This is a genomic window from Leclercia adecarboxylata (genome assembly GCF_035787115.1).
GTDB lineage: Bacteria > Pseudomonadota > Gammaproteobacteria > Enterobacterales > Enterobacteriaceae > Enterobacter > Enterobacter adecarboxylatus_E.
The window spans coordinates 21441-42557 of the sequence record NZ_JALKTL010000003.1 but is presented as its reverse complement, the minus strand read 5'-3'; the positions used below and the strand labels follow the sequence as shown (position 1 = coordinate 42557).

Sequence of the window (21117 nt, the reverse complement as noted above, 5' to 3'; positions counted from 1 at the left end):
TACAAGATCCATGCCAAAAATAACGTATTGATATTGAAACAAAACGCCCGACAATGCGGTGCCGGGCGTGGTCAATTTGACGAAGTTTTGGTGAAAATTATCGTTTGTCTGCCACCAGACGCAGCGCCTGCTCCAGCACTTCAATATCGGCACCCGCTTTATGGGCATTTTCACTCAGGTAACGACGCCACTGGCGCGCACCCGGGATCCCCTGGAACAGCCCCAGCATATGGCGAGTAATGTGGCCCAGATAGGTCCCCTTGCTCAGCTCCGCCTCGATGTAAGGGTACATTGCGCGCACCACCGCCACCGGGTCGCGATCGGCAACGTCCACGCCAAAGATTTCACGGTCCACCGCCGCCAGCACGCCCGGGTTCTGGTACGCCTCACGGCCGACCATTACGCCATCCATATGCTGGAGATGCGTTTTGGCCTCTTCAAGGGACTTAATGCCACCGTTGATAGACATCGTCAGCTGCGGGAAATCGCGCTTCAGCTGATACACGCGCGGGTAGTCCAGAGGCGGGATCTCACGGTTCTCCTTCGGGCTCAGACCAGAGAGCCAGGCTTTGCGGGCATGGATGATAAACATCTCACACTCACCCTTTCCGGCCACCGTGCCAATGAAATCACAGAGAAATTCGTAGCTGTCCTGATCGTCGATGCCGATACGGGTTTTAACCGTCACCGGAATAGAGACCACATCGCGCATCGCCTTAACGCAGTCGGCCACCAGCTGCGCATTGCCCATCAGGCAGGCGCCAAACATGCCGTTTTGTACGCGATCGGAAGGACAGCCGACGTTGAGGTTAATCTCATCATAGCCCCGTTCCTCTGCCAGCTTCGCGCAGTGCGCCAGCGCAGCCGGATCGCTGCCGCCCAGCTGCAACGCCACCGGATGCTCCTCTTCGCTATAGGCGAGATAGTCGCCCTTGCCATGAACGATCGCGCCGGTGGTCACCATCTCGGTATAGAGCAAGGTGTTGCGCGACAGCAGGCGCAGGAAGTAACGGCAATGCCTGTCTGTCCAGTCGAGCATCGGCGCGATGGAAAAACGGTGGGCAGGAGAGATGGACGATTTTTCTGACGACATGGCGAAGTTTTAAGCATCTGGTGAAAAGGGGGCGCTACTATAGCACATATTCGCCGGAGGCAGAGCGCCTCCGGACCCCTGTCAGAACGTCATGCTGAACTGGGCCCCGGCGCCCCAGGTTTCATCTTCCCCGTAAATGCCGGTCAAATCGATATGCACGGTGTTAAAGGGCGCAAAGCCCAGGCCGCCCGTAAAGACGTTGCTGTCGTTGCCCTTCACGTCACCGCGAAAACCCCCGCGCACCGCCAGCCAGCTAAGCGGGGTGACTTCCGCCCCTACGCCGACATACTGCGAGTTTTCTTCACTTTTGAAGCCCCGGGTTTGGGTCAGATCGCCGTCGGCGCTAAGGGTGAGCAGGCTGGTATGCCAGGCCACACCTGCGGTGACCAGCGGGCGGATCTGGTAAGTATCCTGATAACTGACCTCCTGCCCGGTACGCCCGTTGAGAATGCGGATATCGTTGGTGTCAATGTCGCGTGAGAAGAGGTTTTGCCCGCTCAGGCCCACCGTCCAGTTTTCACCGACGTCCACCGCGACGCCGACATCGACGTTGAAACTGGTATCGTCGTTACGGTAGCGGCTGCTGTTAAAGTCGCCGCTGTCGTAGGTATAGATGGAGGTGGTGTAGTTATAGAGCCAGGTTTGCTGCAGTTTTGGCGTCACCCCTACTGAAACCGGCAGGTCGTTGAACGTAAATTGACGGGCAATTGCTACGCCGTAGTCGGAGACAATCGCCCCCCTGCCCATGGCGACAGAGTTGAGGTTGCGGGTAATCACGTCACTGCCGTTGCGCGCCGCTCCCAGCGCCATCTGGTTGGTCATTCCCGGGCTGCCCTGCAACCTGCGCAGAAAATCGATATCCTGCGGATCGATCTCCGAGCTGATGCGGGCATGGGCATTGGCTTTGGCGACAAACGCCAGCGACAGCCCGGAGCCCGGTATGCTCACGGCTATTCCTCCGCCAGCGTTGGCGTGCGCGGTTTTGCCGTCGAGGAATTCCAGCTGATCGGCCAGGTTACCTGCGGCGCCCTGCAACGCGCTGAGCGTGCCCTGCGGATCGGCCATGATCCCCGCCACGGTCAGATCGTCGATCATATCCCGATCGTCGCTGATCTCATCGCTGATTTCGTCGATCTTATCCTGCAGGTTATCTTTATCGCTTATTTGGGCCCCCACAGAGGGAAAAATAATGGCGATGTCGTCATCTTCTTTCGATTTTGCCAGCAGGGCCGGATTAATTAATACTCCGCTGCCATAATGCGCCGACGCAACGCCTGTCCCGCCCATTGCATCACCGCGTGCTTCCGTCCAGGTATTGGCTGCTCCAGCCTGATTAGCCAATAGAAAAGCGGTGGCAATTCCCGCCACAGAAAATTTGAGTTTTATTTTCACAGGACACCTGACTTATTTTGGGTGAATTAACCCCGGCGGCTATACGCCGCGCAGGGGCATACGTCCTCTGTGAAAAAAGTATTAGGAGCCGAAAATACCTTAAACTTTCGTATTAGATAAGCTGTTGATTTCCTTATAGCTTTAAGTAGGTATAGAACAAGAATTCAGTTTCGCCCTGGTTTTCCATCATGAGGACCAAAAAATTGTGGCGGGTGATCGATCCAGCGATCTTCTCGGGTAACGGCATATACCGCATTCAGTGGATAATAAATGCGGTTATATTTTTTATTAGCTTCGCCCACCACTAATAACCGCACATCTTCCGCGGTATTATTAATAAAGGTGTGGCAGACGCCTGTCCCGGCCGGAAATCCAACGCTGTCCCCCGGCTCCAGCTTCCATAAATATCCGTTGATCCACGCTTCCGGATATCCCTCCAGCACAAAGATAAATTCTTCTTCATCGCTTTCCGCATGTGGATAAGAGGTGCGACGCCCGGGCGGCAGACGTTCATGGTGAATACCGAGGCGACTCAGCCCCAGCGCACGGGCCAGCGGCGCACCGATGGCAAAACGCTCAGGACTGTCGGGATAGGTGGAGTTGTCTGGGCCTTCTACGTCGCGCCAGTGTCGAATGCAGTCCGGTCTTTTCATGGTGTTATTCTCCTGCGGGTTTTCGTCAGGTATAGCATACCCGGCGGATCTCGGCGTTTGCGCCAGAACATGGTAAAGTGTGGGTTTGTTCTCCCACGTTATTCGAGGTGCAAAATGGAAACGACCACAATGCAGGCACTGTTAGCGCAAGCCGAAAAGCTCTGTGCACAACGCAATGTGCGCCTGACTCCGCAGCGCCTTGAAGTGTTGCGCCTGCTCAGCCTGCAAAACGGGGCCATCAGCGCCTACGATCTGCTCGATCTGCTGCGCGAAAGCGAGCCACAGGCAAAGCCCCCTACCGTTTACCGGGCGCTCGATTTTTTACTTGAACAGGGCTTTGTACACAAAGTGGAATCGACTAACAGCTATGTGCTGTGTCATCTGTTCGATCAGCCGACCCACACCTCGGCGATGTTTATCTGCGATCGCTGCGGCAGCGTAAAGGAAGAAGGCGCGGAAGGGGTAGAGGATATTATGCACGCCCTGGCGGCGAAAATGGGATTTGCCCTGCGCCATAACGTTATCGAAGCGCACGGCCTGTGCCGCAACTGCGTTGAAGTCGAGGCCTGCCGTCATCAGGAAAATTGCCAGCACGATCACTCTGTTCAACTGAAAAGAAAGCCGCGCTAAGCACAAAAAAAGGGGCGACCTGAGGGCCGCCCTGGGTGTACATCCATGTAACTGCGGGTAGTGCTTAATTACCAGCGGTAGTTGTTACGGGTTTCCCAGTCACCAACTTCTTTCTCCGCCTGGTCTTTCTCATAACCATAGCGTTCCTGAATTTTACCCACCAGCTGGTCACGTTTACCTTCGATAACGGTCATATCATCGTCAGTCAGGTCACCCCACTGTTCTTTTACTTTACCTTTGATCTGCTTCCAGTTACCGCCGACTTGGTCTTTATTCATCATCGATTCCTCTTCGCTCGGTCGTTAAGGGTAAGGTCGTCCTGAAATACATTTCGTGCTGGACGTGATAATAATTATAGATAAGCCTGCGGCGTTGGGTTTGTTATTCGGAATCTTTTACCATTCTGAGGGGCAGAGCCATTACTGAAACCAGGTGCCGTTGCGCCAGTGGCGCCGCCAGATCCAGCCAAGCGACAGGCCCCGTAGCGCGAGAAACACGCTTAAAGCCAGCCACAGGCCGTGATTACCCAGCCACGGCAGGGTCAGCAGCGTCAGGCCAAACCCGGCAGCGGCGACGGCCATACTGTTGCGCATCTCTGCCCCCCGGGTTGCGCCGATAAACATGCCATCCAGCAAATAGCACCAGACGCCCACGACCGGCAAAATCACCTGCCAGATGAGGTAATGGTTCGCCAGTGCACGCAGCTCGGGCAGCGAGGTGAGGAGCGCCACGATCCGATCGCCCGCCAGGGCATAGACAAGCGCGAATGCCAGCGCCACCATGCCGGACTGGCGGCAGGCTGCCCGCCATACGTCACGGAGCTGGCCGCTTTCACGCGCGCCATAGGCCTGCCCGGAGTGCGCCTCAACCGCATAGGCAAAGCCATCCAGCGCGTAGGCGGTGAAGGTCAGCAGGGTCATCAGAACGGCGTTAACGGCGATAATCTCGGGCCCCAGCCGCGCGCCCAGTACCGTCAGCGCGCCGAAACAGAGTTGCAGCAGCAGCGAGCGCAGCATGATGTCGCGGTTCAGCGCCAGCAGCTTGCGAATGTTGCCGCGCCAGCTCGCTTTCAGCAGCGCCAGTGAAATGCCGCGCAGGGCCAGAACCCGCCACACCATCCATAAGCCAATCAATAACGTGGCGTACTCGGCGACAGCGGTCGCCAGGGCCGCGCCCTGCACGTTCATTTTCAGCCCGATCACCAGCCACAGATCCAGCACGATATTAAGCAGGTTACCCACCACCAGCAGGATCACTGGTGCTCGGGCATACTGCACCCCCAACAGCCAGCCGAGCAGCACCAGATTGGCCAGCGATGCCGGCGCGCTGAGCCAGCGGATCTCGAGAAACCGCCGTGCCTGATGCAGGACATCCTCGCTGCCGCCCACAATATGCAGCGCCAGATCGATAAGCGGTGTACGCAACAGCGCAATCAGCAACCCGGCTCCCAGCGCCAGGATCAGCGGCTGCACCAGCGCACGGGCCAGACGCTGCGGATCTTTCGCGCCATAAGCCTGGGCGGTGAGGCCGGTAGTGCTCATGCGCAAAAAGAGCAGCAGCATAAACAGGAAGCTGGTTGCCGTCGCGCCGATGGCGACACCGCCCAGATAGACGGGGGAATCAAGATGGCCGATAACGGCGGTGTCCACCAGCCCCAGCAGAGGGACGCTGATATTGGAGACGATCATCGGGAGGGCAAGACGCCACAACGCCTTATCTGAAGCATTCAGCAGAGACATGTGTAAGACCGGGAAAAACAGGATAAGCAGACTGCGACATGGCCGCAGTCTGTCAGAAAGGGATTATAACCACTCACCGTTACGGATGACGCCAACCGCCAGCCCTTCGATGGAAAAGTTATTTTCACGCAGATCGACAACAATCGGGGAAAACTCGCTGTTTTCTGGCAGCAGCTGCACGGTGTTGCCCTGCTTCTTCAGGCGCTTCACGGTGACTTCGTCATCAATACGCGCCACAACGACCTGGCCGTTGCGCACGTCCTGCGTTTTATGTACTGCAAGCAGATCGCCGTCCAGGATACCGATATCCTTCATCGACATTCCGCTAACGCGCAGCAAAAAGTCCGCGCTCGGTTTAAACATGCCGGGATCGACCTGATAGTGACCTTCAATATGCTGTTGCGCCAGCAGCGGTTCCCCGGCGGCGACGCGACCAACAAGCGGAAGCCCCTCTTCTGCTTCAACCAGCAGACGAATACCACGAGACGCGCCGGAGACAATCTCAAGCACACCCTTGCGCGCCAGTGCCTTAAGGTGCTCTTCAGCGGCGTTTGGAGAACGGAAGCCCAGACGCTGCGCGATCTCTGCACGCGTCGGCGGCATACCCGTCTGGCCGATATGATCCCGAATGAGATCAAACACCTCTTGCTGCCTGGTCGTTAACGCTTTCATTCCGCCCCCTGGGTGTATATACAGTTATGCTGTGAGTATATACAGCTAAAGGTGATTTTGGAACCACAAACCGCATAAAAAACCAGAGACTTGTTCGGTTTCTGAAAGCTTATCGCAAATGTCCCCAAAGCAGCGTGACCCAGGTAAACAGGGCAACGATAATCGCCATCAGCACAGCGGCAGAGCCCATATCTTTTGCCCGGCCCGAGAGCTCATGAAAGTCGGTACCAATGCGGTCGACCACCGCCTCGATCGCACTGTTCAGAATTTCGACTATCATCACCAACATCACCGAGCCAATCAGGAGTACGCGGGTAATGGGATCAACGTCCAGCCAGCAGGCAATAATAATCGCCGCGACGACAGCCACCCCTTCCTGGCGAAAAGCAGCTTCATTGATCCAGGCAGCACGGATGCCTTTCCATGAATAGCCGGCAGCTTTGATGATTCGGGTTAACCCAGTGGTATTGTTGGCCATTAAAAGAAACCTTTCTTCGAAAATAGCGTCAGAAACGGTGGCTTAAGCGCGCTGCGCTGCCCCCGGAAGTATGACGGGTAACAACAGAAATTTTGCGCGCTTTCTGTTATCCTTGCGCCGCAATTGCATTTTTAACCAGAGGCTTTACATCGTTTATGTCTGGCTGGCCACGAATTTACTACAAATTACTTAATTTACCATTAAGCGTCCTGGTAAAAAGCAAGTCTATTCCGGCGGTTCCTACGCTGGAGTTGGGACTCGATACCTCGCGTCCTATTATGTACGTTTTGCCTTATAACTCGAAGGCCGACTTGCTGACGCTGCGCGCCCAGTGCCTGGCGCACGATCTCCCGGATCCGCTGGAGCCGCTCGAGATCGACGGCACCCAGCTGCCACGCTACATCTTTATCCACGGTGGCCCTCGCGTGTTCACCTGGTACACCCCAAAAGAAGAGTCGATCAAGCTGTTCCATGACTACCTCGACCTGCACCGCAGCAACCCGCTGCTGGACGTACAGATGGTGCCGGTGTCGGTGATGTTTGGTCGTCGTCCGGGGCGCGATAAGGGCGAAGAGAATCCGCCGTTGCGCATGCTCAACGGGGTACAGAAGTTTTTCGCCGTCAACTGGCTGGGCCGCGACAGCTTTGTCCGTTTTTCACCGTCCGTCTCCCTGCGCCGCATGGCCGATGAGCACGGCACGGATAAAACCATCGCCCAGAAACTGGCCCGCGTGGCACGTATGCACTTTGCCCGCCAGCGCCTTGCCGCGGTCGGCCCGCGCCTGCCTGCCCGACAGGATCTGTTTAACAAGCTGCTGGCGTCAAAAGCCATCGCCCGTGCTGTCGAAGACGAAGCGCGCAGCAAAAAGATCTCCCATGAGAAGGCGCAGCAAAACGCCATCGCCCTGATGGAAGAGATTGCCGCCAACTTCTCTTACGAGATGATCCGCCTTAGCGACCGTATCCTGAGCTTCACCTGGAACCGTCTCTATCAGGGGATTAACGTGCACAATGCCGAGCGTGTACGCCAGCTCGCCCATGACGGCCATGAGATTGTTTACGTGCCCTGCCACCGCAGCCACATGGACTATCTGCTGCTCTCATACGTGCTCTATCACCAGGGGCTGGTGCCGCCGCACATCGCTGCAGGTATCAACCTCAACTTCTGGCCGGCAGGCCCGATCTTCCGTCGTCTGGGTGCGTTCTTTATTCGCCGTACCTTCAAAGGCAACAAGCTCTACTCCACCGTGTTCCGTGAATACCTTGGCGAGCTGTTCAGCCGCGGCTATTCCGTCGAGTATTTCGTCGAGGGCGGCCGTTCCCGTACCGGGCGTCTGCTCGATCCGAAGACCGGCACCCTGTCGATGACCATCCAGGCGATGCTGCGCGGCGGTACCCGTCCGATCACCCTGGTGCCGATCTACATCGGTTACGAGCACGTAATGGAAGTGGGCACTTACGCCAAAGAGCTGCGCGGGGCCACCAAAGAGAAAGAGAGCCTGCTGCAGATGCTGCGCGGCTTAAGCAAGCTGCGTAACCTCGGTCAGGGGTACGTTAACTTCGGCGAACCGATGCCGCTGATGACCTACCTTAACCACCGTGTACCGGAATGGCGCGAGTCTATCGATCCCATCGAAGCGGTGCGTCCGGCCTGGCTGACGCCGACGGTTAACGCTATTGCCGCCGATCTGATGGTGCGCATCAATAACGCCGGGGCGGCCAACGCTATGAACCTGTGCTGTACCGCCCTGCTGGCCTCGCGCCAGCGCTCGCTCACCCGCGAGCAGCTGACAGAGCAGATCGACTGCTACCTGAACCTGATGCGCAACGTGCCGTACGCCGCCGATGCTACGGTACCGACTGCCAGCGCCAGCGAACTCATCGACCACGCGCTGCAGATGAACAAGTTCGAGGTCGAGAAAGACACCATTGGCGATATCATCATTCTGCCGCGCGAGCAGGCGGTACTGATGACCTACTATCGCAACAACATTGCGCATATGCTGATGCTGCCTTCCCTGATGGCCGCCATCATTACTCAGCACCGCCAGATCACCCGTCAGGCGCTGCTGGAGCATGTCACCGCTCTCTACCCGATGCTGAAAGCCGAGCTGTTCCTGCGCTGGAGTAACGACGAGCTGGCAGAGGTGCTGGATAAGCAGATTGAAGAGCTGGCCCGCCAGGGACTGATTTCGCAGAAAGATGACCTGCTGGTAATCAATCCGTCCCGCTCACGCACGCTGCAGCTTCTGGCGGCGGGCGCACGCGAAACCGTGCAGCGCTACGCCATTACCTTCTGGCTGCTGAGCGCTAACCCGTCGATCAACCGCGGGACGCTGGAGAAAGAGAGCCGCACCCTGGCCCAGCGCCTGTCGATGCTGCACGGCATCAACGCGCCGGAGTTCTTCGACAAGGCGGTCTTCAGTTCGCTGGTGTTGACGCTGCGTGATGAGGGTTATATCAGTGACAGCGGCGATGCCGAGCCGGAAGAGACAATGAAGGTATACCAGATGCTGGCGGACCTGATTACCTCTGACGTGCGCTTAACGATTGAGAGCGCGACGCAGGGCGAGTAAATCCGTGCGGCCTGATACCCTCACCCCGGCACTCTCCTTTAGTCCGGGGGAGAAAACATAAAAAATGGCAGCCGAAAGGCTGCCATTTTACTTTTACCTCGCTACCCGGCTTTTTTTATGCCCAGTAACTCACCGCCAGCCCCAGAAACAACACCAGGCCAACGTAGTTATTGTTCAAAAACGCTTTAAAGCAGGCTTCGCGCTCGCGGTTGGCGATAAGCTTTTGCTGGTAGATAAACAGCACGCCCGCCGCCGCGACCGCCGCGTAAAATGCGCCGTTCAACTGGTTCAGGTAGCCAATCGCCACCATCAGCCCCAGCACCGCAATCTGCAAAATGCCGATGATTAGCTTGTCCTGACGGCCAAACAGAATGGCGGTCGATTTGATGCCAATCTTCAGATCGTCGTCGCGATCCACCATCGCGTACTGGGTGTCGTAGGCCACCGCCCAGAGGATATTGGCCAGGAACATCAGCCAGCAGCTCAGCGGCACGCTTTCGCTGACGGCGGCGAAGGCCATGGGAATCGACCAGCCAAAGGCGGCGCCAAGCACCACCTGCGGCAGATGGGTGTAGCGCTTCATGAACGGGTAGACCCAGGCCAGGGCCAGTGCCGCCACGGAGAGCAGAATGGTCATGGTGTTGAGGGTCAGCACCAGCAGGAACGAGAGCAGGATCAGCACCACAAACAGCGTGCGCGCCTCTTTCTCGGTGACATCGCCGCTCGGCAGCGGACGGTTGGCCGTGCGTTTCACGTGGCCATCAAATTTACGATCGGCATAGTCGTTCACCACACAGCCTGCGGCACGCATCAGCCAGACACCCGCCACGAATACCGCCAGGATCCACAGCGGCGGCAGGCCGGGGGTGGCCACCCACAGCGCCCACAGGGTCGGCCACAGCAGCAGCAGCGCACCGATCGGCTTATCCGTTCGCATCAGGCGGTGGTACGCCAGCAGCTTGTTCTGCGTCAGACTCCACTCCATTATCTCTTCCTCTTAGTACAACGGCGATGCCGGTAAAAACAGCTCGGTGAGCAGCAGGGGTTTACCGCTTAGGCGCAGGCGGGAACGGCGTCCCCACAGCCCGGCATCGCGACCTATTTCAATAAAATCACGGGTCAGCTCGGAGGAGGTGAACAGATAGCGCCCCAGCGGGGTTTTGCCCATCTGCTGCAGCGCCATCTCCGGCCCGGTAAGGGTGGACTCTGGCACCACGGTGCGCCCGGCCAGCCACGGCTCGCCGTCGGCACAGAGCAGGATCTCCCGCAGCCAGTAGCGCGCCTCTTTCGGCAATAACGGCAGTTCATCCGCGACCGCATCAGGCGTGACAAATCCCTCCTGAATAAGGGTGACGGTGACCTTCTTGCCCTGCTGCTCAAAACGTTTGGTCATGGAATCTTCCAGCAGCAGCCAGTCGAGCTGTTCCGGTTCCAGCGCGGGAATTTCGTCAAAATAGCGCAGCGCACGCAGTTGCGTTAGCGCGGGGTGTGACATGCCAGTCTCTCCGATACATAACGTAAAGCTATTGTATCGCAGAAACGCGCAATGGGGGCGGGCAAACGCGAGTTAGCGATCATTATCGCAACAGAGATGCAACAGCTGTATTAATCGCAAAAAAAGTGCGCCCGGAGGGGCGCACCAAACTACTGACAAAATCAGCATTGTGGGGAGACGGTCACCCCTTGCCTTTTACACTGCTGATAAAGGTGGAACGGGCAGTGGTCGAGCCTAAACGCTCTGCTTCATCCAGCAGTTTCAGCGCCTTGTCGACATCGCCTTTAGCTACTGCCTGTTTAATGGCCTGATTGAAATAGGTTTCGGTATCAGTGAGTACCGGCTCGCTCTTCTTCGCCGGGGCCGGGGCTACGGCTGGCGCAGCGGCCGGTGCTGCAGCTGCCGCCGCTGGTGCAGCGTAGACCGGTGCCGGTGCCGCGGTATTACCGACGGTGACCGGACCAGGGCCGGAGGAGCCAAACAGCGGGCCAACCAGCACGCTGGAGGCGTTATTGGTGGAGACTTTCAGCTTCAGCTCCCCGTCCGTCACGTGACGGGCAATCGGGTCCGGGATATCCGGCACGGCGTTGCCGGTGCCTTTGGCGTAGGCTTTGGCCGGATCGATCAGTTTGGTGGTTTGCTGCAGATCTTTATCGGTAGTAAATACCAGCACGTACAGTTTCTGCTGACCCAGCGCTGGCGTCAGGCGCATGACGCCTTCCAGGCGATCGGCGCTCATGACGCCCGGCTCCTGGTAGGCAAAGTATTCGCTCGGGAAGTAGGCTGATGGCGTCAGATTCTGGTCCAGAATCAGCACATTCGGCGCAAAAACGCTGGTCTGTTTATTTACAACACTGGTCAGCGTCAGGGTGATTTCGCCGATGTTAGCCGGCACGCTGTACGCAGCCACCGGACCGGCGATGCCCGCCACGTTTAAGGTCTGGCCGCCGGTAGAAAGTTGAGTGGTCTGGGTTTTGGACTGGTCAACAGGCGTCCAGACCAGTTGCTGGAGCGCGGCACCCGGGATCGCAGGCGCAGCGCTGGTGTTTTGCGGAACAAAATTGACGCTGGCGAGGGTAACGGCTGGAGCACTTGCCAGCAGCCCTGCACAGAGGCACAGCGCGACGAGACTTTTTTTCATTTTCATTGTTATTACCTCAGATTGCGTTAGCACTGCGTTGGCCAGGCAATAGCGCGCAGTACCCTAAGAAGAGAGGGGCTCGCGCCCCTCTTTTAGGTCAATACATCAGGTGTTACGACTTACCACCAGATTTCCATCTGGGCGCCGAAGGTCCACTCATCGTTGTCGCCACGGCTGAAGGTGCGTGCAGATGTGTCGTTATACGCTACGCCAGAGGTGTAGCCTGCATCAGTATCGCCATTGTTCGCGTAGCCCCACTTCTCATCCCACTTCGCGTAGGTTGCGAATACGCGGATAGCCGGACGAGACCAGATGCTGTCGCCTGCCTGCCACTGTTGCGCCAGGGTGATTTTGTACTGGCTGTTGGTGTCGTCAGTTTTCTGAGATTTGACGTTGTCGTAGCCCACTTCCAGCAAGGTGGACATGATTGGGGTCCATTTGAACATTGGACGAACACCCACGGTCCACCACTCGGTACCGTTGTTGTTGTCCAGATCGATGTTCTGGTACATACCGACGTACATCAGATCCCACTGGTCGGCCAGGGTGATAGCACCGTGGTCAAGAACGCGGATCATGGAGCCGTCGTTGTTCAGGCTCGCACCCTGCGGAATGCCTTTACCGTTGGAGGTCATGGAGTCCGTTGCGTACTGAACCACAAACTTGTTAAAGCCTTTCAGCATGCTCTGGGTATGTTCAGCGGTGAACATCCAGCCATCTTTAGAGGCGCCAGGCTGCAGGTAGTAGTCGTCAGGAATGTTGGTGTGACCGTAGTCAACGCCCAGCTCCAGAGTACCGCCTGGGTTGATTTCCATACCGGCTAAACGGACGTCGAAGACGTCGTTTGGCACGATGTTGTCATAAATGCGGTCGCCATCGGCATCGAAATCTGCAAACGCGGAAGAGCCGCCGGATTCAGAAGAACGGGTTGCGGCCAGGGAGAGTTTACCGAAGCCCAGGTCGATGTTTTCGATACCTGCACCAGGACCGGAGATATCCCAGTAGTAGAAGTCGATCATGTGAACGTCATGACGCTGATAGAAACGCTTACCGGCCCAGATGGTGGAGCCTGGCAGCCATTCGATCAGGTTTTTACCCTGCACGTTAGCTTCACGGAAGGCAGGGCTGGTAGATTCCCAGTCGTTCTGTTGAGAAACAGAGTAGGCTACGTTGGTGTCGAAGTAGAAGCTCTTGTCGCCCTCTTTCCACACTTCCTGACCCAGTTTCAGTTCGGCATAGGTTTCACATTCGTTACCAAGACGGTATTTACTTTGTGCACCTGTTGCCTGGAAACACTGTTGTTCGCCACCACTCCCGGTCCAGCCGATGCCGGAACGAGCATAACCTTTGAAGTCTACAGCGCCGGCCTGGGCAGACATGATGCCTGCCGCAATGGCGAGTGCCAGAGGGACTTTGCGCAGAGTAATCATTATTCTATCTCCTGAGATCATTGCTTTTCTTTGAACACTTCACCTGATGGTTTCGTGCTTATTATTGGGATTGCTTAAACGCCGGGCTCCTGATGCAGCCGACGACATGCGGTACCATCCTCACGGAACAGATGGCAGCGCTCTGGCGGCAAGCCGATAGCGAATGTGGCACCCTCTTTTACCAACACCACGTCGTTCTGGCGGTAGACCAGGTTTTGACGAATGGCGGGGATCTGGATATGAATCTGTGTTTCGTGACCTAACTGCTCAACCACCTGAACCTCGCCCTCCAGCGTCACATCGGCGATGTGGCTTGGCAGCAGATGTTCAGGACGGATCCCGAGGGACATGTTGGCCCCTGGCTGGACGTTCGCGCTGTCTACCGGCAACCACACCTGCTGGCGGTTCGGCAGTTCAACCTGAACCTGATCGATAGCGGTGGCGGTGACTTTTACCGGCAGGAAGTTCATCTTTGGCGAGCCAATAAAGCCTGCAACAAAGCGGTCTGCCGGGTAGTGATAGAGCTCCAGCGGTTTACCCACCTGCGCCACGCGCCCGGCATCCAGCACCACGATCTTGTCGGCGAGGGTCATCGCTTCGACCTGATCGTGGGTGACGTAAATCATGGTCCGACCCAGGCGCTTATGCAGACGGGAAATTTCAATACGCATCTGCACGCGCAGCGCGGCGTCGAGGTTCGACAGCGGCTCATCGAGCAGGAACACGCGCGGCTCTGCCACCAGCGTACGGCCAATCGCTACACGCTGACGCTGACCACCGGAAAGGGCCTTTGGCTTACGCTCCAGCAGGTGCGCCAGCTGTAACACTTCCGCGACCTGGGTCACGCGCTGGTTAATGACCTCTTTTTTGGCGCCCGCCAGCTTGAGGCCGAACGACATGTTTTCGGCAACGGAGAGGTGGGGATAAAGCGCATAGGACTGGAATACCATCCCGACGCCGCGCTCCGCAGGCGGGATATCGTTCATGCGGGTATCGCCAATCATCAGATCGCCGCTGGTGATGGTTTCCAGACCGGCAATCATACGCAGCAGCGTGGATTTCCCACAGCCTGACGGGCCAACAAAAACCACGAATTCACCTTCCTGGATATCGAGATTGATATCTTTCGATACCACCACGTCACCCCAGGCTTTCGTTACGTTACGCAGTTCTACGCTCGCCATGCCCTACTCCCTTGTTACAGCCTGTCATCAACAGAAACATTCAATATGGGCTGACTATGCGGTATCGGGGCGCCTCGCGAATCCTCCACCCCCTGCCTTTTTTATGGGGGAGGAGGCGGGAGGATGAGAGAGTGGAGTCAGCCAGCGCGCCCCGGGGGCTGAGGCTAAATTCGTGATGTCACTGGCAAAATTCACCGCTCTTTTGTGTGCGCCAGGACACATAACTCAATTTTATGCAACGCAGATCACATAAAGAGGGGGTGGGGCGTAGGGGACAGGAGGATGGAAAGAGGATGTCAAATAAGGAGACTGATCGACGTTGAACCACCTCAATGTATCCACAGCACATCACCAAAAAGGATGGCAGATATGAATATCAAGACTGGCGCACGCGTTTTCGCATTGTCCGCCCTTGCAGCAATGATGATTTCCGCACCTGCGCTCGCCAAAATTGAAGAAGGTAAGCTGGTAATCTGGATTAACGGCGACAAAGGCTATAACGGCCTGGCCGAAGTGGGTAAAAAATTCGAGAAAGATACCGGCATCAAAGTCACCGTTGAACACCCGGACAAACTGGAAGAGAAATTCCCGCAGGTTGCGGCGACCGGCGACGGCCCGGACATTATCTTCTGGGCGCATGACCGTTTCGGCGGCTACGCGCAGTCTGGCCTGCTGGCAGAAGTCTCTCCGGATAAAGCCTTCCAGGACAAGCTGTTCCCGTTCACCTGGGACGCCGTGCGTTACAACGGCAAGCTGATTGCTTACCCGGTCGCGGTTGAATCGCTCTCCCTGATCTACAACAAAGACCTCGTACCGAACCCGCCAAAAACCTGGGAAGAGATCCCGGCTCTGGATAAAGAGCTGAAGGCGAAAGGTAAGAGCGCGCTGATGTTCAACCTGCAAGAGCCGTACTTCACCTGGCCGCTGATCGCTGCCGACGGTGGTTACGCGTTCAAGTTTGAAAACGGCAAATACGACGTGAAAGACGTCGGCGTGGACAGCGCAGGCGCGAAAGCGGGTCTGACCTTCCTGGTTGACCTTATCAAGAACAAACAGATGAACGCGGACACCGACTACTCCATCGCAGAAGCGGCGTTCAACAAGGGCGAAACCGCGATGACCATCAACGGTCCGTGGGCGTGGTCCAACATCGACAAGAGCAAAATCAACTACGGCGTCGCGGTGCTGCCAACCTTCAAAGGCAAGCCGTCTAAACCGTTCGTTGGCGTGCTGAGTGCCGGTATCAACGCCGCCAGCCCGAACAAAGAGCTGGCGAAAGAGTTCCTCGAAAACTACCTGCTGACCGATCAGGGTCTGGAAGAAGTGAATAAGGACAAACCGCTGGGCGCCGTGGCGCTGAAATCCTTCCAGGAAACGCTGGCGAAAGATCCACGTATCGCGGCAACCATGAGCAACGCCGAGAAGGGCGAAATCATGCCGAACATCCCGCAGATGGCGGCCTTCTGGTACGCCACTCGTACTGCGGTGATTAACGCAGCCAGCGGTCGTCAGACCGTTGATGCCGCGCTGAAAGATGCACAGGGCCGTATTACCAAGTAATGCCATTATCCCCTCTCCCTTTTAGGGAGAGGGTTAGGGTGAGGGTTGCATGAATCCCCTCACCCCGGCCCTCTCCCCTGAGGGGAGAGGGAGGACAGAATTTGTTGTAGAGGAAGATCCCCATGGATGTCGTTAAAAAGAAACACTGGTGGCAAAGCGACACGCTGAAATGGTCAGTGATTGGTCTGCTGGGTCTGCTGGTGGGTTACCTTATTGTTTTGATGTACGCCCAGGGGGAGTACCTGTTTGCCGCCATGACGCTGATCTTAAGCTCGGTCGGCCTTTATATTTTTGCTAACCGCAAAGCCTACGCCTGGCGCTATGTCTATCCAGGTGTCGCCGGGATGGGGCTGTTTGTTCTGTTCCCACTCATCTGCACCATCGCCATCGCGTTTACCAACTACAGCAGCACCAACCAGCTCGCCCAGGAGCGCGCCCAGCAGGTGCTGATGGATCGTTCCTATCAGGCCGGTAAGAGCTTCAACTTTGGTCTCTACCCCGCGGGTGACGAGTGGAAGCTGGCGCTGACCGACGATGCCGCAGGCAAATATTACGTCTCCGACGCCTTTAAATTTGGCGGCGAGCAGAAACTGACCCTGAAGGAGGCTGACGCCCTGCCGGAAGGGGAACGCGCCAACCTGCGCGTCATCACCCAGAACCGCCAGGCGCTGACCCAACTGACCGCCGAGCTACCGGACGAAAGCAAAGTCATTATGAGCTCGCTGCGCCAGTTCTCCGGCACCCGCCCGCTCTACACGCTGGGCGATGACAGCACGCTCACCAACAACCAGACCGGCGTGAAATACCGTCCGAATAACGAGATTGGCTTCTACCAGTCCGTGAATGCTGACGGCAACTGGGGTGACGATAAACTCAGCCCGGGCTATACCGTGACTATCGGCTGGGACAACTTTACCCGCGTCTTTACCGATGAAGGCATTCAGAAACCGTTCTTCGCCATTTTTGTCTGGACCGTGGTCTTCTCGGTGCTGACCGTACTTCTGACCGTGGCGGTGGGCATGGTGCTGGCCTGCCTGGTGCAGTGGGAAGCCCTGAAAGGGAAAGCGATTTACCGCGTGCTGCTGATCCTGCCGTATGCGGTGCCCTCGTTCATCTCGATTCTGATTTTCAAAGGGTTGTTCAACCAGAGCTTTGGTGAGATCAACATGATGCTGAGCAGCCTGTTTGGCATCAAGCCGGCGTGGTTCAGCGACCCGACCACCGCCCGCAGTATGATCATCATCGTCAACACCTGGCTCGGCTACCCGTACATGATGATCCTGTGCATGGGGCTGCTGAAGGCAATCCCGGATGACCTGTACGAAGCCTCGGCGATGGATGGTGCCACCCCGTTCCAGAACTTCTTTAAGATTACGCTCCCGCTGCTGATCAAGCCGCTGACGCCGCTGATGATCGCCAGCTTCGCCTTTAACTTTAATAACTTCGTGCTGATTCAGCTGTTGACCAACGGTGGCCCGGACCGTCTCGGCACCACCACGCCCGCAGGCTATACCGACCTGCTCGTGAGCTACACCTACCGTATCGCCTTCGAAGGCGGCGGCGGCCAGGACTTTGGTCTGGCGGCAGCGATTGCCACCCTGATCTTCCTGCTGGTGGGCGCGCTGGCCATCGTGAACCTGAAAGCAACCCGCATGAAGTTTGACTAAGGAGGGTACTGAAAATGGCTATGGTCCAACCCAAATCACAGAAACTACGTTTACTGGTCACCCACCTGGGGCTGCTGATCTTTATCGCGGCCATCATGTTCCCGCTGCTGATGGTTATCGCCATCTCCCTGCGTTCGGGTAACTTCGCCACCGGCAGCCTGATCCCGGATGAGATCTCTTGGGAGCACTGGAAACTGGCGCTGGGCTTCAGCGTGGAGCACGCCGATGGCCGCGTTACCCCGCCGCCGTTCCCGGTGCTGCTGTGGCTGTGGAACTCGGTGAAAGTCGCTACCATTACCGCCATCGGTATCGTGACGCTTTCCACCACCTGTGCTTACGCCTTTGCCCGTATGCGTTTCCCGGGTAAAGCGACGCTGCTGAAAGGGATGCTGATTTTCCAGATGTTCCCGGCGGTACTGTCGCTGGTCGCCCTGTATGCGTTGTTTGACCGCCTCGGCCAGTACGTGCCCTTTATCGGCCTGAACACCCACGGCGGGGTGATCTTCGCCTATCTCGGCGGTATCGCGCTGCACGTCTGGACCATCAAAGGCTATTTCGAAACTATCGACAATTCGCTGGAAGAGGCCGCGTCGCTGGATGGCGCGACGCCGTGGCAGGCGTTCCGTCTGGTGCTGCTGCCGCTCTCCGTACCGATTCTGGCGGTGGTGTTTATTCTGTCGTTTATCGCCGCCATCACTGAAGTGCCGGTCGCGTCACTGCTGCTGCGTGATGTGAACAGCTACACCCTGGCGGTAGGCATGCAGCAATACCTCAACCCGCAAAACTACCTGTGGGGCGACTTTGCCGCAGCCGCTGTGCTCTCTGCTATCCCGATTACCGTGGTGTTCCTGCTGGCCCAGCGCTGGCTGGTCAACGGCCTGACCGCAGGGGGCGTAAAAGGTTAATCATCATTGTTATTCCACTGCAACCCTCAACTTTGCCTTGCTGTATTAATCCAGACTTGTGACTGTTTTCGGCGGCCCTCGGGCCGCCCTTTTTTATTCCCGTTTCAGACGCTTCGAGTTGCACAGCCAGAGTGTCACCACCAGCAGCAGAATGGCCGCCGAATAGAGCAACACGTCGAGAGGCGATTTGTGATCGACAATGATCAATCGCACAATCGCGGTGATGCCAATGTAGATAAAGTAACGCAGCGGGAAGTGAAAGCCAGACTGAAAGTACTTCACGATCAGGGCGATAAATTCAAAGTAGAGGAAGTAAACCACCAGCCCTTCAACCAGCTCGTATTTGCTGGATTGCTCAGGGGCAAAAAGCACATCAGCCAGATGTACCGTCTCTTTACCGAGGAAGATGACCAGGATCAGGCCAAGGCTCAGCAGACCCAGGTTGAGCACAGTCTGCAGAATGGTTGAGATAAACTCAACGCGCGGGCGAGTCAGGGATGTCATACAGCACCTCATTCTCCGGGGCGAGGTTCCTGTATAACGCAAAATTGTGACGGGGATCTATATTTTTTGTTTATATTTTGTTCAGTACGCCCGGCAGCGCTGCGCTTACCGGGCCTACGTAACCTGTAGGCCGGGCAAACGCAGTGCCGCCCGGCATTTTTCACAACGGCAAAATTATGCGCGCCAGTCTTTATAACGGTTAATCAGACCGTTAGTAGAGCTGTCGTGGCTGCTAATCTCCTGGCTGTCACCCAGCTCCGGCAGAATGCGGTTAGCCAGCTGTTTGCCCAGCTCCACGCCCCACTGGTCAAAGGTAAAGATGTTCAGGATAGCGCCCTGGGTGAAGATCTTGTGCTCATACAGGGCAATCAGCGCGCCCAGGCTGAACGGGGTAATTTCACGCAGCAGGATGGAGTTGGTCGGACGGTTGCCTTCGAACACTTTGAACGGCACAACGTGGTCCAGTGTAGCCGGATCTTTACCCTGGTCGCGATACTCCTGCTCAACCACATCACGCGCTTTCCCGAACGCCAGCGCTTCGGTTTGCGCGAAGAAGTTCGACAGAAGCTTCGGATGGTGGTCAGACAGCGGGTTATGGGTAATGGCCGGGGCGATGAAATCGCACGGTACCATTTTGGTGCCCTGGTGGATCAGCTGGTAGAACGCGTGCTGGCCGTTGGTGCCTGGCTCGCCCCAGATGATCGGGCCGGTCTGGTAATCCACGGCGTTGCCGTTACGGTCAACGTATTTACCGTTGGATTCCATATTGCCCTGCTGGAAGTAGGCCGCGAAACGGTGCATGTACTGGTCGTAAGGCAGGATCGCTTCGGTTTCAGCACCGAAGAAGTTGTTGTACCAGATGCCGATCAGCGCCAGCAGTACCGGCAGGTTTTTCTCGGGCGCGGTAGTTGAGAAGTGTTTATCCATCGCGTGTGCGCCGGAGAGCAGCTCAACGAAGTTGTCGTAGCCCACGGAGAGGATGATAGACAGACCGATAGCGGACCACAGGGAGTAACGACCGCCAACCCAGTCCCAGAATTCAAACATATTGGCGGTGTCGATACCGAACTCGCCAACCGCTTTGGCGTTAGTGGAGAGCGCCGCGAAGTGTTTCGCCACGTGCTGCTCGTCACCGGCCGTTTTCAGGAACCAGTCGCGCGCGCTGTGGGCGTTGGTCATGGTTTCCTGAGTGGTGAAGGTCTTGGACGCTACCAGGAACAGGGTGCTTTCCGGGTTTACTTTTTTCAGCACTTCGGCAATGTGAGTACCATCGACGTTAGAGACAAAGTGCATGTTGAGGTGGTTTTTGTAAGGGCGCAGCGCTTCGGTCACCATGAACGGGCCGAGGTCGGAGCCGCCGATACCGATGTTTACCACGTCGGTGATCGCTTTGCCGGTATAGCCTTTCCACTGACCTGAGATGATTGCTTCAGAGAAGGTTTTCATCTTTTCCAGCACGGAGTTGACTTCCGGCATCACGTCTTTGCCGTCAACGATAATTGGGGTATTGCTACGGTTACGCAGTGCAACATGCAGCACGGCGCGATCTTCGGTGCGGTTAATCTTCTCGCCGGAGAACATGGACTTGATAGCGCCGCTCAGATCGGTCTCTTTCGCCAGATCCTGCAGTTTTGCCAGCGTCTCTTCGGTGATGCGGTTTTTGGAAAAATCCACCAGCATCCGATCGTCGAAGGTCGCGGAGAACTTATTGAAACGATCGCCGTCTTTCGCGAACAGCTCCGCGATAGTAACGTCTTTCATCTCATCAAAGTGTTTCTGTAATGCCTGCCAGGCTGCAGTCTGCGTTGGATTGATATTTTTCATAGCAATACTCTTCTGAATTGAGAATTGTGACCTCGGTCGATTGTAGCCTCTGTCGCTAAAAATTGTGATGGTTTTTATGCCATTGCCCTGGCCTGCATCAAGTGCGGTGCAAAAGCACCAAAAACAGAGCTGTTATAAGTCCTGTTTCTCATATGGAATGCAGCATGAAAAATC

General features: G+C 56.6%; 19 protein-coding genes. 5 read left to right on the top strand and 14 right to left on the bottom strand.

The window, feature by feature from the left end:
• Nucleotides 1-97: 97 nt before the first annotated feature.
• The 3 genes from dusA to MXM41_RS11075 form a co-directional block, all read right to left on the bottom strand.
• Nucleotides 98-1093: a tRNA dihydrouridine(20/20a) synthase DusA gene (dusA, locus tag MXM41_RS11085; RefSeq protein ID WP_325931965.1), complete on the bottom strand. Its 996-nt coding sequence runs from the start codon at nucleotides 1091-1093 to the stop codon at nucleotides 98-100.
• Between the two features lie 81 nt (nucleotides 1094-1174).
• Entirely contained in the window at nucleotides 1175-2485 is a 1311-nt protein-coding gene (locus tag MXM41_RS11080) for a conjugal transfer protein TraF (protein ID WP_325931964.1), read from the bottom strand.
• A gap of 164 nt (nucleotides 2486-2649) precedes the next feature.
• A complete protein-coding gene (locus MXM41_RS11075) occupies nucleotides 2650-3138 on the bottom strand; it encodes a cupin domain-containing protein (RefSeq protein WP_325931963.1) in 489 nt (162 codons plus the stop codon).
• Nucleotides 3139-3252: 114 nt separating this feature from the next.
• Here MXM41_RS11075 and zur point away from each other — a divergent pair, with 114 nt between their 5' ends.
• On the top strand, nucleotides 3253-3768 hold the full coding sequence (gene zur / locus MXM41_RS11070) for a zinc uptake transcriptional repressor Zur (protein ID WP_325931962.1): 516 nt from the start codon (nucleotides 3253-3255) through the stop codon (nucleotides 3766-3768).
• Nucleotides 3769-3836: 68 nt separating this feature from the next.
• Here the strand turns inward: zur and MXM41_RS11065 are convergent, their stop codons facing one another.
• From MXM41_RS11065 to MXM41_RS11050, 4 genes are all read right to left on the bottom strand, one after another.
• Nucleotides 3837-4046 carry a CsbD family protein gene (locus MXM41_RS11065; protein WP_103177846.1) on the bottom strand — a complete coding sequence of 70 codons (210 nt, stop codon included), beginning with the start codon at nucleotides 4044-4046 and terminating at the stop codon, nucleotides 3837-3839.
• A 141-nt stretch (nucleotides 4047-4187) separates the two neighbouring features.
• On the bottom strand, nucleotides 4188-5507 hold the full coding sequence (gene dinF, locus MXM41_RS11060; RefSeq protein WP_325931961.1) for an MATE family efflux transporter DinF: 1320 nt from the start codon (nucleotides 5505-5507) through the stop codon (nucleotides 4188-4190).
• Between the two features lie 63 nt (nucleotides 5508-5570).
• Nucleotides 5571-6179, bottom strand: a complete 609-nt coding sequence (lexA, locus tag MXM41_RS11055; protein WP_032615967.1) for a transcriptional repressor LexA — start codon at nucleotides 6177-6179, stop codon at nucleotides 5571-5573.
• 109 nt (nucleotides 6180-6288) lie between these two features.
• Nucleotides 6289-6657 carry a diacylglycerol kinase gene (locus tag MXM41_RS11050; protein WP_142487845.1) on the bottom strand — a complete coding sequence of 123 codons (369 nt, stop codon included), beginning with the start codon at nucleotides 6655-6657 and terminating at the stop codon, nucleotides 6289-6291.
• A 155-nt stretch (nucleotides 6658-6812) separates the two neighbouring features.
• Between MXM41_RS11050 and plsB the strand changes: the two genes are divergently transcribed.
• Complete coding sequence (plsB, locus tag MXM41_RS11045; RefSeq protein ID WP_325931954.1) at nucleotides 6813-9233, top strand: glycerol-3-phosphate 1-O-acyltransferase PlsB; 2421 nt, start codon at nucleotides 6813-6815, stop codon at nucleotides 9231-9233.
• Nucleotides 9234-9348: 115 nt separating this feature from the next.
• Here plsB and ubiA read toward each other — a convergent pair whose 3' ends face one another.
• From ubiA to malK, 5 genes are all read right to left on the bottom strand, one after another.
• Complete coding sequence (gene ubiA, locus MXM41_RS11040; RefSeq protein WP_325931951.1) at nucleotides 9349-10218, bottom strand: 4-hydroxybenzoate octaprenyltransferase; 870 nt, start codon at nucleotides 10216-10218, stop codon at nucleotides 9349-9351.
• Nucleotides 10219-10230: 12 nt separating this feature from the next.
• Nucleotides 10231-10728, bottom strand: coding sequence for a chorismate lyase (gene ubiC, locus MXM41_RS11035; RefSeq protein ID WP_325931950.1), 498 nt, complete (start codon nucleotides 10726-10728; stop codon nucleotides 10231-10233).
• A 181-nt stretch (nucleotides 10729-10909) separates the two neighbouring features.
• Nucleotides 10910-11875 (bottom strand): maltose operon protein MalM, encoded by a 966-nt coding sequence (gene malM, locus MXM41_RS11030; RefSeq protein WP_325931949.1) that lies wholly within the window; start codon nucleotides 11873-11875, stop codon nucleotides 10910-10912.
• Nucleotides 11876-11988: 113 nt separating this feature from the next.
• Nucleotides 11989-13302 carry a maltoporin gene (locus tag MXM41_RS11025; RefSeq protein ID WP_325932556.1) on the bottom strand — a complete coding sequence of 438 codons (1314 nt, stop codon included), beginning with the start codon at nucleotides 13300-13302 and terminating at the stop codon, nucleotides 11989-11991.
• Nucleotides 13303-13373: 71 nt separating this feature from the next.
• Complete coding sequence (gene malK / locus MXM41_RS11020; protein WP_325931948.1) at nucleotides 13374-14483, bottom strand: maltose/maltodextrin ABC transporter ATP-binding protein MalK; 1110 nt, start codon at nucleotides 14481-14483, stop codon at nucleotides 13374-13376.
• Nucleotides 14484-14852: 369 nt separating this feature from the next.
• Between malK and malE the strand changes: the two genes are divergently transcribed.
• The 3 genes from malE (at nucleotide 14853) to malG (ending at nucleotide 18615) form a co-directional block, all read left to right on the top strand.
• Nucleotides 14853-16043: a maltose/maltodextrin ABC transporter substrate-binding protein MalE gene (malE, locus tag MXM41_RS11015; RefSeq protein WP_039031925.1), complete on the top strand. Its 1191-nt coding sequence runs from the start codon at nucleotides 14853-14855 to the stop codon at nucleotides 16041-16043.
• Nucleotides 16044-16165: 122 nt separating this feature from the next.
• Complete coding sequence (gene malF, locus MXM41_RS11010; RefSeq protein ID WP_325931947.1) at nucleotides 16166-17710, top strand: maltose ABC transporter permease MalF; 1545 nt, start codon at nucleotides 16166-16168, stop codon at nucleotides 17708-17710.
• Between the two features lie 14 nt (nucleotides 17711-17724).
• Nucleotides 17725-18615, top strand: coding sequence for a maltose ABC transporter permease MalG (gene malG / locus MXM41_RS11005; protein WP_039031923.1), 891 nt, complete (start codon nucleotides 17725-17727; stop codon nucleotides 18613-18615).
• A 93-nt stretch (nucleotides 18616-18708) separates the two neighbouring features.
• On the opposite strand, the gene psiE is transcribed toward malG, so the two are convergent.
• On the bottom strand, nucleotides 18709-19119 hold the full coding sequence (psiE, locus tag MXM41_RS11000; RefSeq protein ID WP_325931946.1) for a phosphate-starvation-inducible protein PsiE: 411 nt from the start codon (nucleotides 19117-19119) through the stop codon (nucleotides 18709-18711).
• 174 nt (nucleotides 19120-19293) lie between these two features.
• Nucleotides 19294-20943, bottom strand: coding sequence for a glucose-6-phosphate isomerase (gene pgi / locus MXM41_RS10995; protein ID WP_325931945.1), 1650 nt, complete (start codon nucleotides 20941-20943; stop codon nucleotides 19294-19296).
• Nucleotides 20944-21117 lie beyond the last annotated feature (174 nt).

Excerpts from the sequence above, each read along its gene's own strand:
- dinF (WP_325931961.1), bottom strand. The coding sequence starts at position 5,507 with ATGTCTCTGCTGAATGCTTCAGATAAGGCGTTGTGGCGTCTTGCCCTC.
- malK (WP_325931948.1), bottom strand. The coding sequence starts at position 14,483 with ATGGCGAGCGTAGAACTGCGTAACGTAACGAAAGCCTGGGGTGACGTG.
- pgi (WP_325931945.1), bottom strand. The coding sequence starts at position 20,943 with ATGAAAAATATCAATCCAACGCAGACTGCAGCCTGGCAGGCATTACAG.
- MXM41_RS11050 (WP_142487845.1), bottom strand. The coding sequence starts at position 6,657 with ATGGCCAACAATACCACTGGGTTAACCCGAATCATCAAAGCTGCCGGC.
- MXM41_RS11075 (WP_325931963.1), bottom strand. The coding sequence starts at position 3,138 with ATGAAAAGACCGGACTGCATTCGACACTGGCGCGACGTAGAAGGCCCA.
- ubiA (WP_325931951.1), bottom strand. The coding sequence starts at position 10,218 with ATGGAGTGGAGTCTGACGCAGAACAAGCTGCTGGCGTACCACCGCCTG.
- zur (WP_325931962.1), top strand. The coding sequence starts at position 3,253 with ATGGAAACGACCACAATGCAGGCACTGTTAGCGCAAGCCGAAAAGCTC.
- plsB (WP_325931954.1), top strand. The coding sequence starts at position 6,813 with ATGTCTGGCTGGCCACGAATTTACTACAAATTACTTAATTTACCATTA.
- dusA (WP_325931965.1), bottom strand. The coding sequence starts at position 1,093 with ATGTCGTCAGAAAAATCGTCCATCTCTCCTGCCCACCGTTTTTCCATC.
- malM (WP_325931949.1), bottom strand. The coding sequence starts at position 11,875 with ATGAAAATGAAAAAAAGTCTCGTCGCGCTGTGCCTCTGTGCAGGGCTG.
- psiE (WP_325931946.1), bottom strand. The coding sequence starts at position 19,119 with ATGACATCCCTGACTCGCCCGCGCGTTGAGTTTATCTCAACCATTCTG.
- ubiC (WP_325931950.1), bottom strand. The coding sequence starts at position 10,728 with ATGTCACACCCCGCGCTAACGCAACTGCGTGCGCTGCGCTATTTTGAC.
- lexA (WP_032615967.1), bottom strand. The coding sequence starts at position 6,179 with ATGAAAGCGTTAACGACCAGGCAGCAAGAGGTGTTTGATCTCATTCGG.
- malG (WP_039031923.1), top strand. The coding sequence starts at position 17,725 with ATGGCTATGGTCCAACCCAAATCACAGAAACTACGTTTACTGGTCACC.
- malF (WP_325931947.1), top strand. The coding sequence starts at position 16,166 with ATGGATGTCGTTAAAAAGAAACACTGGTGGCAAAGCGACACGCTGAAA.
- malE (WP_039031925.1), top strand. The coding sequence starts at position 14,853 with ATGAATATCAAGACTGGCGCACGCGTTTTCGCATTGTCCGCCCTTGCA.
- MXM41_RS11065 (WP_103177846.1), bottom strand. The coding sequence starts at position 4,046 with ATGAATAAAGACCAAGTCGGCGGTAACTGGAAGCAGATCAAAGGTAAA.